11 protein-coding genes are annotated in these 13,902 nt (G+C 64.6%); 1 reads left to right on the forward strand and 10 read right to left on the reverse strand.

Annotation, left to right across the window (positions count from 1 at the left end):
- Positions 1-114: 114 nt before the first annotated feature.
- The 8 genes from EBB56_RS02530 to yrfG form a co-directional block, all read right to left on the reverse strand.
- A complete protein-coding gene (locus tag EBB56_RS02530) occupies positions 115-639 on the reverse strand; it encodes a disulfide bond formation protein B (protein WP_124802660.1) in 525 nt (174 codons plus the stop codon).
- Entirely contained in the window at positions 636-2,282 is a 1,647-nt protein-coding gene (gene gshA / locus EBB56_RS02535; protein ID WP_375037771.1) for a glutamate--cysteine ligase, read from the reverse strand. Before gshA ends, EBB56_RS02530 begins: the two co-directional genes overlap by 4 nt.
- A gap of 161 nt (positions 2,283-2,443) precedes the next feature.
- Positions 2,444-4,813 carry a Tex family protein gene (locus EBB56_RS02540; protein ID WP_124802662.1) on the reverse strand — a complete coding sequence of 790 codons (2,370 nt, stop codon included), beginning with the start codon at positions 4,811-4,813 and terminating at the stop codon, positions 2,444-2,446.
- 107 nt (positions 4,814-4,920) lie between these two features.
- Positions 4,921-5,418, reverse strand: coding sequence for a peptide-methionine (R)-S-oxide reductase MsrB (gene msrB, locus EBB56_RS02545; RefSeq protein ID WP_045994136.1), 498 nt, complete (start codon positions 5,416-5,418; stop codon positions 4,921-4,923).
- Positions 5,419-5,624: 206 nt separating this feature from the next.
- Positions 5,625-7,181 (reverse strand): phosphoenolpyruvate carboxykinase, encoded by a 1,557-nt coding sequence (locus tag EBB56_RS02550; RefSeq protein WP_124802664.1) that lies wholly within the window; start codon positions 7,179-7,181, stop codon positions 5,625-5,627.
- Positions 7,182-7,510: 329 nt separating this feature from the next.
- Positions 7,511-8,386 carry an Hsp33 family molecular chaperone HslO gene (gene hslO, locus EBB56_RS02555; RefSeq protein ID WP_108131400.1) on the reverse strand — a complete coding sequence of 292 codons (876 nt, stop codon included), beginning with the start codon at positions 8,384-8,386 and terminating at the stop codon, positions 7,511-7,513.
- Positions 8,387-8,482: 96 nt separating this feature from the next.
- Positions 8,483-8,869 (reverse strand): RNA-binding S4 domain-containing protein, encoded by a 387-nt coding sequence (locus EBB56_RS02560; protein ID WP_108131399.1) that lies wholly within the window; start codon positions 8,867-8,869, stop codon positions 8,483-8,485.
- On the reverse strand, positions 8,862-9,542 hold the full coding sequence (yrfG, locus tag EBB56_RS02565) for a GMP/IMP nucleotidase (protein ID WP_124802666.1): 681 nt from the start codon (positions 9,540-9,542) through the stop codon (positions 8,862-8,864). Before yrfG ends, EBB56_RS02560 begins: the two co-directional genes overlap by 8 nt.
- Before the next feature lie 269 nt (positions 9,543-9,811).
- Here yrfG and nudE point away from each other — a divergent pair, with 269 nt between their 5' ends.
- Positions 9,812-10,396 carry an ADP compounds hydrolase NudE gene (gene nudE / locus EBB56_RS02570; RefSeq protein WP_045993076.1) on the forward strand — a complete coding sequence of 195 codons (585 nt, stop codon included), beginning with the start codon at positions 9,812-9,814 and terminating at the stop codon, positions 10,394-10,396.
- A gap of 122 nt (positions 10,397-10,518) precedes the next feature.
- On the opposite strand, the gene EBB56_RS02575 is transcribed toward nudE, so the two are convergent.
- Together EBB56_RS02575 and ilvD are read right to left on the reverse strand one after the other, a co-directional pair.
- Positions 10,519-11,610 (reverse strand): oxidoreductase, encoded by a 1,092-nt coding sequence (locus EBB56_RS02575; protein ID WP_124802668.1) that lies wholly within the window; start codon positions 11,608-11,610, stop codon positions 10,519-10,521.
- A 246-nt stretch (positions 11,611-11,856) separates the two neighbouring features.
- The gene (ilvD, locus tag EBB56_RS02580) at positions 11,857-13,704 is read right to left on the reverse strand and encodes a dihydroxy-acid dehydratase (protein WP_045993078.1); all 1,848 of its coding nucleotides are present in this window, start codon (positions 13,702-13,704) and stop codon (positions 11,857-11,859) included.
- Positions 13,705-13,902: the final 198 nt, after the last annotated feature.

Raw genomic sequence — 13,902 nt, forward strand, 5'->3', positions numbered from 1 at the left:
GGATGAACAGACTCCCTCGTGCCGCCGCCCCTGTCAACGAATGCATGCCAAGTACCTGATTGGCCGTCATCACCGACAGCAAAACGGCGCAGAGAACGCCTCTACCGCCAAGCTTCAGCCGTTCCAGCGATAGCCGCTGGTCGTGGCCCGCAGCGTCGTGAGCATGCCCACCGGCACCGCCAGCAGTACCACAAAGCCGATCATCGTCCAGCCTGGCAGCGACAGCCCGAGCAGGGTAGCGCCGACCTCGGCGCACTCGCCGGAGCCGGACAACACCGAGGCGATGACCTTCTGCAGCGGCAGCACATCGATCATGTAGTCAAGACCGGGGCCACAGCTCGGCACCTGATCCGCCGGCAGCGACTGCAGCCACAGATGACGCCCGGCGACAGCGATCCCGGAGAACACCGCCAGGGCCGCCAGACCGCTGTAGGCCACTGTGGCGAATGCACCACGAGGTCCATGCAGCGCGGCCACGGCAAACACCAGCCCCGCCGCGATCACCGCCACCCGCTGAAACACACAAAGCGGACAGGGCTCGAGCCCGACCAGGTGTTCAAGCCCCAGGGCCACGGCCATCATTGCCACGCAAAAGCCCAGTCCCGCCAGGCTCCACTGCCGCAGGCTCCACTCGCTCATTTCAGGCTCTCTCCGCTATGGGTCGGTTGATCCGTGGGTGCCAACGCCCGGGTCTCCCGGGCTCGGCTGAAATAGTCGCTCAGGAATTGAGCAAAATCGCTGGTGTCGGATGCCTCGATCTCCCGCTGCTGCTGATGAGAGGTCTCGACCAGGTCTTCCAGCATGGACGCACGACACCGATTGAGCGGCTCGTCAGCCAGCGCAGCGGCCTGCTCACGGGCGATGGCGACCATGGCCTCGACAAACTCCTCACCGTTGTCCTCGAGGCGCGCCAGCACGCGAGCAGAAGGCGTCAGCGACGGATCATCGATGCGCGGCGCGATCGCGTCCACCGCCTGCTGGTGGGGACTGCCATCCTCGAGCTGGTCGAGCAGCGCGGCGACCTCGCGCATCTCGGCGACGATGGCACGACTCCAGTCGACCAGACCGCGGCGGTTGCCTCGGTCATTGAGCTCGAGCCCGGGCTCGCGACCGCGCTCCACCACCAGGCGCCGATTGTCGTCCAGGTGGTCACACTCCTCGTCGGAGATCCAGGGACTGTCGGACAGCAGGCACCACACCAGGAAGGTGTCGAGAAAGCGGGTCTGGGCGGCATCGATCCCCAGGGTAGCGAAGGGATCGATATCCAGACAGCGGACCTCGATGTACTCGACACCACGGGCCTCGAGGGCCTGGCTCGGTGTCTCGTCGTGACGGGTGACCCGCTTGGGACGAATATCGCTGTAGTACTCGTTCTCGATCTGCAGGATGTTGGCGTTGAGCTGACGCCAGCTATCGCCATCACGCACACCCAACGCCTCGTAGTCCGGCCAGCCGGTGGCGATGGCATGGCGCAGGGTGTTGACGTAATTCGACAACGAATTGAAGCAGATCTTGAGCTGATCCTGCACCTTGTTCTGGTAGCCCAGATCGGACATCCGCAAGCTGGTCGCATAGCGAGATACCAGGGTGCGCTCGCCGAGACGTTCCAGACCCTCGGGAATCTCGCCGTCATCCAGAAAGCTGTCATCGATGGCCGGAGAGGCACCGAACAGATACAGCAGTAGCCAGCTATGACGCCGGAAGTTGCGGATCAGTCCGAAGTAGCGCGACGAGCGGTACTCGCCCATGGACACCTGCTCCTGCTCGTCCAGGGTCTGCAGCAGCGTCCACAGGTCGTCTGGCAGCGACACGTTGTAGTGGATGCCGGCGATCGACTGCATGATCCGCCCGTAGCGAGCGTCCAGGCCGCGACGATAGACATGCTTCATGGTGCCGACATTGGAGCTCCCGTAGTCGGCAATGGGCACGCTGTCGTTGCCATTGAGCCGGGAAGGCATGCTGGCCGGCCAGATCCACTCTCCGTCCAGATGGCGATAGGTGTAGCGATGGAGATCGGCCAGAAATTCCAGCGCCTCGTCGGGACGGCTGTAGACCGGCGTGATGTACTCCAGCAGCGCCTCGGAGTAGTCCGTGGTGATATGGGGATGGGTCAGTTTGGAGCCCAGCGCCCGGGGATGGAAGGTCGCCGCGATCACGCCGCGGTCGTCGACCCGAAGCCCCTCCTTTTCAATGCCGCGGCGCAGGCGGCCGAAGCGTCGTGCGGCCGCCGGGCCGCGCAGGCGTTCGAGGAGCGAAGAAAGCTGAGTGGACAAGGTGAACACCCCGTGTCGTGGAAGGGCCCGGGGGCCTGCTTCGAATGGCGGCGACGGCAACGGGCGCTCAGGCGCCCGTTGTTTCAGTCGACAGATACGGTCGACAGCGAAGGTCGACAGTCGAGATCGCTGGATAAGGTCGACAGATTATGGCGTTCCATTGGCAGGTTTCAAGAACGACCCTGCTTCGCCTTGAGCAGAGCGGCACCCAGAGCGCCCATGGGAGCGGCCTCGTCGCGCCCTCCCTTGCCTGCCTGACCGCGACCCTGCTGGCTCCGAGGGCCCTTGCCCTTGCCACCGCCTTCGCGACGTCTGGGGGCCTGGCGAGCGTCACCTCCGTCGGCGCTGTCGGGAGTATCGTCCATGCGCATGGACAGCCCGATACGCGAGCGCTGCAGATCCACGTTCATCACCTTGACCTTGACGATGTCGCCCGCCTTGACCACGGTGCGTGGATCCTCGACGAAGCGGTCCGACAGCGCTGAAATGTGCACAAGACCGTCCTGATGCACACCGATATCGACGAAGGCACCGAAATGGGTGACGTTGGTCACGGTACCTTCCAGCACCATGCCCGGCTCGAGGTCCTTGAGCGTCTCGACGCCCTCGCGGAACTGCGCTGCACGGAACTCGGGACGAGGGTCGCGGCCAGGCTTGTCGAGCTCGGCGATGATATCGCTGACGGTGGGCACCCCGAAGCGCTCGTCGGCAAACTCGCTGGGCTTGAGCGCCTTCAGCGTGGCGCTGTCGCCAATCAGCCCGGACAGCTCGCGCCCGCTGCGCTCGGCGATACGCTCGACCAGCGGATAGGCCTCCGGGTGCACGGCGCTGGCATCCAGCGGATTGGCGCCGTTCATGATGCGCAGGAAGCCGGCGCACTGCTCGAACGTCTTGGGCCCCAGCCGGGACACCTCGAGCAGATCACGGCGATCACGGAAGGCGCCCTTGGCGTTGCGCTGGGTGACGATGTTCTCGGCCAGCCCCGGATTGAGCCCCGCCACCCGCGACAGCAGCGCCGAGGAGGCGGTATTGAGGTCGACCCCCACCGCGTTGACGCAGTCCTCGATGACCACCTCGAGGCTGCGTGACAGCTGGACCTGGGAGACGTCGTGCTGGTACTGGCCGACGCCGATGGACTTGGGTTCGATCTTGACCAGCTCGGCCAGGGGGTCCTGCAGGCGGCGCGCGATCGACACCGCGCCACGAATGGTCACGTCGAGATCAGGCAGCTCGCGGGAGGCATACTCGGAGGCAGAGTACACCGAGGCCCCCGCCTCCGAGACCATGACCTTCGACAACCGGGGATCCTTCATCGCCTTGAGCAGATCCCCGGCCAGCCGATCGGTCTCCCGGCTAGCGGTGCCGTTGCCCACGGCGATCAGCTCGACGCCGTGTTTCTTGACCAGTTTCGCCAGTTCGGCAAGCGATGCATCCCACTGATTGCGCGGGGCGTGGGGAAAGATGGTGGCCTGCTCGAGGAACTGCCCGGTGGCATCGACCACCGCCACCTTGCAGCCGGTGCGCAGGCCGGGGTCGATGGCCAGCGTGGTCTTGGGGCCGGCCGGCGCCGCCAACAGCAGATCCTTGAGGTTGGCGGCGAAGACGTCGATGGCCTCGCCTTCTGCCCGCTCACGCAGACGCCCCATCAGCTCGGTCTCGAGATGGGTGTAGAGCTTGACCCGCCAGGTCCAGCGCACCACCTCGGCCAGCCAGCGGTCGGCCTTGCGCCCCTCATCGCGAATCTCGAAGTGACGCGCGATGGCGACCTGGGCTGGGTGCACCGGCGCCTCGTCTTCGCCAGGCAGGCGCAACGCCAGCGCCAGCACACCCTCGTTGCGGCCACGGAACATCGCCAGGGCGCGGTGAGAAGGCACCTTGGCAAGCCGTTCGTCGTGTTCGAAGTAGTCGGAGAACTTGGCGCCTTCCTGCTCCTTGCCGGCTATCACGCGGCTGGACAGCTCGCCCTCGCTCCACAGTCTCTCGCGCAGGCGTCCGACCAGCTCGGGGTCCTCGGCGAAGCGCTCCATCAGGATCTGCTTGGCGCCATCGAGCGCCGCCTTGGCGTCTTCGATCGCCGGCGTCTCGCCTTCGGCAGGCCGCAGGTAGCCCGCGGCTTCGGTCTCGGGGTCGAGGGTTGGATCGGCCAGCAGCGCGTCGGCCAGCGGCTCGAGACCCGCTTCCCGGGCGATCTGTGCCTTGGTCCGGCGCTTCTTGCGATAGGGCAGGTAGAGGTCTTCCAGGCGCTGCTTGGTATCGGCGGCCTGGATGCTGGCGGCCAGCGAATCGCTGAGCTTGCCCTGCTCGTCGATGGCCGCAAGCACTGTGGTGCGGCGCTCTTCCAGTTCACGCAGATAGCCCAGGCGCTCTTCCAGGTTGCGCAGCTGGGTATCGTCGAGTCCTCCGGTCACTTCCTTGCGATATCGCGCAATGAACGGCACCGTCGCGCCGCCATCCAGCAGCTCGACGGTCGCGGAGATCTGAGGGGCATTGACCGCCAGTTCTTCGGCCAGGCGGGCAATGATCTTGGCTGTAGCGTCCATGAAATCCTTGGCAATACGACGTCTGTGATCCGGCCAAGGTATCACAAAGCGCCCTTTTGCGCCGCCGCCACCCGCTGCCCGGCGTCATACCCCGGGCAGCTTTTCGTTCAGGCCGGGACGAACTTGAGCGCGACCCCGTTGTTGCACCAGCGCAGACCGGTGGGATCGGGCCCATCCTCGAACACGTGCCCCTGATGACCACCACAGCGAGCGCAGTGGTACTCGGTACGCGGCCACAGGATCTTGTAGTCCACACTGGTCAGCAGGTGGCCCTCCACGTGCTCGTAGAAGCTCGGCCAGCCGGTGCCGGAGTCGTACTTCATGGCGCTGGTGAACAACAACAGATCACAACCTGCACAGCGAAATTCACCTTCACGCTTCTCGCCGTCGAGCGGACTGGAGCCTGCTGGCTCGGTCCCTGCCTCGCGCAGCACATCGTACTGGGCCGGGCTCAGGCGCTCACGCCACTCGCTCTCGCTCAATTCCAGCGGCTCGATATCGGGACTTGGCGAAAGCTCCAGCTCCGGGCGGGCATTGGCCACCGCCGGCACCATGCTGGCGAGGCCGCCGAGCCCGAGCAGCGCGAGGAAGTTGCGTCGTTTCATTGTAGAGTCTCCTGCGTCAAGGATTGTGCTGGGTCGGTCTGCCCCTCCCCTTCCTTACACTCAATCGTCGCTGTCCGTCCGGACCTTCGCCAACTATCGACGGCAAGGCGCTGGAACAAGAGCAAAAAAAGAGGAGAAGGCCATCGCCTTCTCCTCTTCTCGACCCCTGCCTCGCGGCAAGGTTCATCGCACCTTCAATCTAGTTCCTAGACCAGACTCGGGCCTGCCTTGACGATGGAGTCGCTGACGCCGTCGAACTTCTTGAAGTTCTCGACAAACTTGCCCGCCAGTTCGCTGCGCTTGCGATCGTAGGCTGCCTGGTCTTCCCAGGTCTGACGCGGGTCCAGCAGGCTGGAATCGACGCCGGGCACGGACACCGGCACCGACAGGTTCAGGCCGTCGATGTGGCGGGTTTCCACGTCACGCAGCACGCCGGTCTGGATCGCGTGAATGATGGCGCGGGTGGTCGGGATGGAGAAGCGTGAGCCGCCCTCGCCGTAGGCACCGCCGGTCCAGCCGGTGTTGACCAGGTAGACCTGGGCGTCCTTCTCGGCCACGCGCTTGATCAGCAGATCCGCGTACTCGCGGGCCGGGCGCGGGAAGAACGGCGCACCGAAGCAGGTGGAGAAGGTCGCTTCCAGACCGCTGGAAGAGCCCATCTCGGTGGAGCCCACCTTGGCGGTGTAGCCGGACAGGAAGTGATAGGCGGCGGCTTCCTTGGACAGCACCGACACCGGCGGCAGCACGCCACTCATGTCACAGGTCAGAAAGACGATGGCGTTGGGCTCGCCGGCGCGGTTCTCGGCCACACGCTTGTCGACGTGCTCGAGTGGATAGGCGGCGCGGGAATTCTGGGTCAGGCTGTCGTCGGCGTAGTTCGGCTCACGACGATCGTTGAGCACCACGTTCTCGAGCACGGTACCGAACTTGATGGCGTTCCAGATGACCGGCTCGTTCTTTTCCGACAGGTCGATGCACTTGGCGTAGCAGCCACCCTCGAAGTTGAACACGGTACCGACGCCCCAGCCGTGCTCGTCGTCGCCGATCAGGTAGCGACCCGGGTCCGCTGACAGGGTGGTCTTGCCGGTGCCGGACAGGCCGAAGAACAGGGTGGTCTCGCCGTCTTCGCCGACGTTGGCGCTGCAGTGCATGGGCAGCACGTCGGCCTCGGGCAGCAGGAAGTTCTGCACCGAGAACATGGCCTTCTTCATCTCGCCGGCGTAACGCATGCCGGCGATCAGCACCCGGCGCTTGGCGAAGTTGATGATCACGCAGCCATCGGAGTTGGTGCCGTCACGGCTCGGCTCACACACGAAGTGCGGGGCATTCTGGATTTCCCACTCGTCCTTGCGTGACGCATTGTAGGCCTCGGGACGCACGAACATGGTGCGGCCAAAGAGGTTGTGCCAGGCGGTCTCGGTGGTCACACGAACCGGCAGGTAGTGGGTCGGATCGCTGCCCACGTGAAGCTCGCTGACATAGCTGTCCTTCTCGCCCAGGTAGCCTTCCACTCGCTCCCACAGTGCATCGAAACGCTCGGCGTCGAAGGGACGGTTGACGCTGCCCCAGTCGATCTGGGCACTGGTGGACGGTTCGTCGACGATGAACCGGTCCTTGGGGGAGCGCCCGGTACGTTCACCCGTCTTGACCACGAGGGCGCCGTGGGAGGCCAGTCGGCCCTCGCCCTGGGCCACCGCACGCTCGATGAGTTCGGCAGTGCTGAGGTTGACGTGAACGGTAGAAGACTGCGTGGTGGTGGTCATAGGATTCCTGGGCCTTCGGCTTCTCTCTCGTGGACTGGCGCCATCCGACAGGGCGAACGGCGCAAGGGATCCGGCGAGTCGACTACGCGGTTCGACCGTCTTCTTCGACTGACGACGCGTCCGGGATCGGCGGGGATTATGGCAAAAAACCCCGAGACAGGAAATGCCCATTTTTCAAGACGTTATTGTAGTTTAATTACAACATTTCGGCTTTTTTGGTGCATTTCCTGTCATTCCACTACAAACCTGCAACCGCCACCGCAGTTCCGATAACCTCGAGCCTGCCATTCATGCCAGCGAAACGGCTCGGGCCTGGACGCTGCAACCGCTCAATGCACCGTTGGGCTGCCGTCGCTGGGGTCCTCGATCAAGGCTTCGACATCGGCCGCGGTGAAGGCGTAGCGGGTGTTGCAGAAGTGACACTGGGTCTCGATCGTACCTTGCTCCGCGACGATCTGACGCAATTCCTCGTGCCCCAGCGACATCAGTCCCCCGGCGATGCGCGAACGAGAACAAGTACAACCAAAACGCAACGCCTTGGATTCGAAGGTACGCAATGGCTCCTCATGGAACAGCCGCACCAGCAAAGTTGCCGCATCCAGTTCCAGCAATTCCTGTTCGCTGAGGGTGGCAGCCAAGTGATAGGCGCGATCCCAGGCGTCGTCATCCTGATTGAGCGACTCGTCGGGCAGTCGCTGCAGCAGCAGGCCACCGGCGCTGACACCGTCCGCCGCCAGCCACAGCCGCGTGGGCAGCTGCTCGGACTGGGTGAAGTAGGCTTCCAGGCAGCCGGCCAGGCGATCGTGCTCGATGCCGACGATACCCTGATAGCGCCGCCCTTCCTTGGGGTCGAGGGTGATCACGATCTGGCCTTCTCCCACCAGCTCGCGAAAGCCGGCCTCATCGCCGGGCAGTGCCGCATCTTCGGCGAGGCGGGCGATGGCGCGAAGCTCACCGCCAGGATTGGACTCCGCCATCATCAGGGAGACGTCACCACTGCCGCGCACCTCGAGGGTCATGGTGCCGTCAAGCTTCACGGTGTCGGTCAACAGAGCCACCGCCGCCAGCAGTTCACCGAGCTGACGATTGACGGCGGCCGGATACTCGTGACGCTTGAGCACCTCGTCGTAGGCCTCGGACAGGCGGGTGACTTCGCCGCGGACGTTGGTGTCATCGATAATGAATCGCTGGATCTGATCAGCCATGAAAAACGATCTCTGCTGGGCGCGCCCCGGCGGGCGCGCGTCTGACGAAAAGAAGGGTGTTCGACGAGGGCGCTGGGATGAGCGCGACGCGCGCCGTCAGGAGCCGCCCTCGCGCTGGAAGCGCTTGATATCGCGGCGCGCCCGCTTGTCGGGGCGCTTGAGCGGATGCTTGAAGACCTCGTTGGCCTGGCGGCGCTGATCGGCCTCGCGCTCGCGACGTTCGCGACTCTGCTCGGTCTCCTGGTACAGCCGCCGCGCCTCCGGCGCCCCACGACGCTGCTCGCTGACCTCGAGCACCTCGACCTCCCACACATCCCAGCCCTGAGGCGCACGTATCAACATGCCGGGGCTCACCGACTTGCTGGTCTTGGCCCTGGCCCCGTCGACCTCGACCTTGCCACCCTCGATGGCCTTCTTGGCCAGGGCGCGGGTCTTGAAGAATCGTGCCGCCCACAGCCACTTGTCGAGTCTGACGCTATCCACGGGGGGCCTCCGGAGTCTGCGGCGCCGAGGGCATGATATCGGCGAAACGGTCCAGCGCGATAAAGTCCTTGAGCGACTTCTCCGGCCGCCGGCTGTCCGGCTGGCGGATCCCCAGCAGATGGCGAATACCGTACTCGCGGGCGCTTTCGAGCACCGCCGCGTTGTCGTCGATGAACAGGGTCCGCTCGCGGTCGAAGGGCTCGATCTCGTTGAGCGCATGCCAGAACGCCTGTTCTTCCTTGGGCTCGCCGATATCGGCAGACGACACGATGGCGTCCAGGTAGTCGTCGAGGCCCGTCAGCGGCAGTTTCAGCGCCAGACTCTCGCGATCGGCGTTGGTCGCCAGCACTACTCGCGGATGGGCGCTCTTGAGCCAGCCCAGAAAGTCCAGAGCATCGCCGCGCAGGCCGATCAGATGCTGGACCTCGCGCTTGAGCTCGACGATATCCACGTCGAGCTCGCGGCTCCAGTAGGCCAGGCTGTACCAGTTGAGAGTGCCCTGCTCCCGGATGATCCGCGCGCGCACCACTTCCTGGGTGGCCTCATCCAGCTTATGCAGTTCTACGTAGCGGCGAGGCAGATGCTCCAGCCAGAAATGACTGTCGAAGTGCAAGTCCAGCAAGGTGCCGTCCATGTCCAGCAGCACGGTATCGATGGTGTCCCAATCGAGCATTACCTCATCTCCCGCCATCACCAGCTCAATGCTTGTTCCACTGCGCCGGCGAACGTCCGCCGACACCTGAGTAACGTGTTAGTGTACCTCAAAGGCATTCGGGCTCGCAGCCCGGGCGCTTGCGCCTGGTCTCGGCCCGGTGCGGACGGCGGATGTCCCGCGACGCCGCCAACCCCGCCTGCCCCCTGTTCATTACGCTAGTCATTGCGCTATTCGTTGCGTTATTCATTACGCGATCCACCAGCCCATCCCACCGCCCAGGAGCTCCCATGGACGACAGTTCCCCGGAAAAACCCCGCATCCTCTCACGCAAGACCGTCGCCGAGAGCCGTCTGTTCCGGGTCGAGGAACTCGAACTGCGCTTTTCCAACGGCGCCGAGCGTCACTTCGAACGGCTGCTTGGCAACGGCAAGGGCATCGGCGCGGTCATGATCGTCGCCATGCCCGACCCCGACCATGTGCTGCTCATCCGAGAGTACGCCGCCGGTTTCGAGGACTATGTACTGACCCTGCCCAAGGGCGTCGTGGACCCCGGCGAGGATATCGTCACCGCCGCCAACCGCGAGCTGATGGAAGAGTGTGGTGTGGGCGCCCGGCGTATCGAACCGCTGGTCGAGCTTTCCCTGTCGCCCAACTATATGCGCCAGCGTATGCAGGTCATGCTGGCGAGCGACCTCTACCCCAAGCGCCTGGAGGGCGATGAGCCGGAGCCGCTGGTGGTGGAGACCCATGCGCTGGACAGCATAACCGCGCTGCTCGCCCGGGAGGACTTCCACGAGGCCCGCGCCATCGCCGCGCTGTACATCGCCCGGGACAAGCTCAAGGGCGAGCAGGCCGATACCTCGCTTTGGTAAGACCCACCCTACCAATACGACCAGGGGGCCCTGACGGCCCCCTGGTCAACGTGCCTTGGTCGAATTTGCCTTGGCCAAGCTTCCTTGGCCAAGGCCCTCTTGTCGTGCCTGGCTGATTCGCCTCAGCGACGGGCGTGCAGCCGGCGGAGGTTGCTGTTGCCTTCCTTCAGGCGCACCCAGCGCCCCTGGCGGTAGCTGTCGAGCCCCGCTTCCAGCAAGGTCATCACGTCCACCGCCTGCTCGCCGGACACCGGCGGCGGGTCGCCATGCAGCAGGGTCTGAGCGACGGCAGTGTAAAAGGCGGGATAATTGCCCGGTTCCGACAGCCACTCTTCGGTGACCAGGTCCGGCTCCTCGGCGCTGCCCCGGTTGAGGGTCAGTTGTCCCGGCGCATCGTCGACGCCCCAGTCTTCACTCGGCATCAGTCCCTGCTTGAGCCAGCCTTCCTGGGGGTCGAGCCCGTAGATCGAATAGCTACCCTCGGTGCCGTGCACCACGAAGCGCGGGCTGGGCTCGGCTACCAGCGAACTGGCCTGCAGGGTCACCCTGAGGCGGTCGTACTCGAGCAGCGCCAGAAAGTCGTCATCCACCTCGGCGCCGTCTCTGGCGGAGGCCAGTTCCAGCAGAATCGCCCGAGGCATGCCGAACAGCTCTATGGCCTGATCGAGCAGATGCGGGCCGAGGTCGTACCAGATGCCGCCACCGGGCTTGTGCTGCTCTCGCCAGCGGTTGTTCACCGCCGGTCGATAGCGATCGAAACGCGAGGTAAAGGACGTCACTCGCCCCAGCCGGCCCTGCTCCAGAAGCTTGCGCACCGTCAGGAAGTCGCAGTCCCAGCGACGATTGTGAAAGACGCTGAGCAGCAATTCCGAGCGGTCCGCCTGGGCGCGGAGCTGACGCGCCTCCGAGGCCGACACCGTGATCGGCTTGTCCACCACCACGTGCTTGCCTGCCACAAGGGCCGCCTTGGCCATGGCATAGTGCTGCTCGTTGGGTGTAGCAATCACGATCAGGTCAACGTGGCGCACCTCGAGCAGCTCGTTGAGCTTGGCGTGCACCGTCACGTCCGGAAGGTCACGCAAGACCTTGTCGGCGTCGGAGCTGACCACCGAGGTCAGCTCGAGCCCTGGCGCGGCCTGGATCAAGGGGGCATGGAAGGTCTTGGCAGCCATGCCGTAACCCACCAGGCCCACATTGAGAGTCTGTGTTTTCATAGCGGTCCCCGTGCCTGCATCTCGCCCATCTTGTCGAGGGCTTCTTTGATCTGTCGATCCCCTGTCACGTCAGAATGACCAAATCCCCGGAAATTATCGAGTTCCGGCGTACACGCAAGCTGTTTCATTTCGCTGATCGGTCGCTCATTTCTTCAAGCGAGTCGCCTGAGCGCTGGACGCCATCAACGATGAAGGCCGGCGTATGCCGGCCTTCATCGAGCTACTCTGTGCTAAAAAGCGCAGATATTAGTCGTCAAGCTTTTCCAGATCGCGCACCGCGCCCATGTCTGCCGAGGTGGCCAACAAGGCATAGGCCTTCAGCGCAGGAGTCACCTTGCGCAGACGCTGAATGCTCGGCTTCCAGGCATCCTTGCCGCGCTCCTGCTGGCGCTGGCGGCGCTCGGCAAGCTCGGCGTCGTCCAGCAGGACATTGATGCTCCGAGCGGGGATGTCGATGCGGATACGGTCGCCGTTTTCCACCAGAGCGATGGCGCCGCCGGCGGCGGCCTCCGGCGAGACGTGGCCGATCGACAGCCCTGAGGTGCCGCCGGAAAAGCGTCCGTCGGTGAGCAGGGCGCAGCCCTTGCCCAGCCCCTTGGACTTGAGATAGGACGTCGGGTAGAGCATCTCCTGCATGCCCGGGCCGCCCTTGGGGCCTTCGTAGCGGATCACCACCACGTCGCCTTCCTTCACCTTGTCGCCAAGGATATGTTCCACCGCCTGATCCTGAGACTCGACCACGTGGGCCGGCCCTTCGAACACCAGGATGCTGTCGTCGACGCCGGCGGTCTTCACCACACAGCCGTTCTCAGCGATGTTGCCCTTCAGCACGGCGAGCCCGCCCTCCTTGGAGAAGGCGTGTTCGTAGTCGCGGATACAACCGGTGGCGCGGTCACCGTCCAGGCTCGGCCAGCGGGCGCTCTGGGAAAACGCCGTCTGGGTCGGGATACCACCGGGGCCGGCCTTGAAGAAGTTGACCACCTCCGCCGACGGATTGCGCATGATGTCCCACTCGTCGAGGGCCAGCTTGAGGCTGTCGCCGTAGACCGTGGGCACCGAGGTATCCAGCACTCCGGCGCGATCCAGCTCGCCGAGGATCGCCATGATGCCGCCGGCCCGGTGCACATCCTCGATGTGATACTTCTGGGTATTGGGCGCCACCTTGCACAGCTGAGGGACTTCGCGGCTCAGCCGGTCGATGTCCATCATGTTGAAGTCGACGCCTGCCTCCTGGGCCGCGGCCAGCAGGTGCAGGATGGTGTTGGTGGAGCCGCCCATGGCGATGTCCAGGGTCATGGCGTTCTTGAACGCCGCCTTGGAGCCGATGGCACGGGGCAGCAGGTGCGCTTCGTCACCTTCGTAGTAGCGCCTGGCCAGCTCGACGATGCGCTCGCCCGCCGTCTCGAACAGGCGGCGGCGATCGGCGTGGGTGGCCAGCACCGTGCCGTTGCCCGGCAGCGCCAGGCCCAGCGCCTCGGTCAGGCAGTTCATGGAGTTGGCGGTGAACATGCCGGAGCAGCTGCCACAGGTGGGGCAGGCGCTGCGCTCGACCTCGTTCAGGGTTTCCTCGTCCACCGAATCGTCGGCGGCCATGACCATGGCGTCCACCAGGTCCAGGCCGTGATCCAGCAGCTTGGTCTTGCCGGCTTCCATGGGGCCGCCGGAGACGAAGATCACCGGCACGTTGAGGCGCATGGCGGCCATCAACATTCCAGGCGTGATCTTGTCGCAATTGGAGATGCACACCAGGGCGTCGGCGCAGTGGGCGTTGACCATGTACTCGACGCTGTCGGCGATCAGATCGCGACTCGGCAGCGAATAGAGCATACCGTCGTGGCCCATGGCGATACCGTCGTCCACGGCGATGGTGTTGAATTCCTTGGCCACACCGCCGGCCTTTTCGATTTCACGGGCGACCAGCTGGCCCATGTCCTTCAGGTGAACGTGGCCCGGCACGAACTGGGTGAAGGAGTTCGCCACCGCGATGATCGGCTTCTGGAAGTCGCCATCCTTCATGCCGGTGGCGCGCCACAGGGCGCGAGCGCCGGCCATGTTGCGACCGGCGGTGGTGGTACGGGAGCGATACTCAGGCATGGAATCCTCGTCATTTTTCGTCCACCCGTGATGCAGAAGGCAACCGGGCGGTGTCGCGTGTCCAGACTGTCGATTCTGTCACGCACAGACGGCACTGACTAGCCTTGCACAGGCCATCACGCCACGGGCCCAAGAACCGCGTCATGCGGCCTCGGGCCCGATCCGGGACGGCTTGCCGGCTCACTGTCGGCGAAATGC

The organism is Halomonas sp. YLB-10, from assembly GCF_003856855.1.
Lineage (GTDB): Bacteria > Pseudomonadota > Gammaproteobacteria > Pseudomonadales > Halomonadaceae > Halomonas > Halomonas litopenaei.

Coding starts and splice junctions, on each gene's coding strand:
- EBB56_RS02530 (WP_124802660.1), bottom strand. CDS start 639: ATGAGCGAGTGGAGCCTGCGGCAGTGGAGCCTGGCGGGACTGGGCTTT.
- EBB56_RS02540 (WP_124802662.1), bottom strand. CDS start 4,813: ATGGACGCTACAGCCAAGATCATTGCCCGCCTGGCCGAAGAACTGGCG.
- msrB (WP_045994136.1), bottom strand. CDS start 5,418: ATGAAACGACGCAACTTCCTCGCGCTGCTCGGGCTCGGCGGCCTCGCC.
- EBB56_RS02550 (WP_124802664.1), bottom strand. CDS start 7,181: ATGACCACCACCACGCAGTCTTCTACCGTTCACGTCAACCTCAGCACT.
- hslO (WP_108131400.1), bottom strand. CDS start 8,386: ATGGCTGATCAGATCCAGCGATTCATTATCGATGACACCAACGTCCGC.
- yrfG (WP_124802666.1), bottom strand. CDS start 9,542: ATGCTCGATTGGGACACCATCGATACCGTGCTGCTGGACATGGACGGC.
- nudE (WP_045993076.1), top strand. CDS start 9,812: ATGGACGACAGTTCCCCGGAAAAACCCCGCATCCTCTCACGCAAGACC.
- EBB56_RS02575 (WP_124802668.1), bottom strand. CDS start 11,610: ATGAAAACACAGACTCTCAATGTGGGCCTGGTGGGTTACGGCATGGCT.
- ilvD (WP_045993078.1), bottom strand. CDS start 13,704: ATGCCTGAGTATCGCTCCCGTACCACCACCGCCGGTCGCAACATGGCC.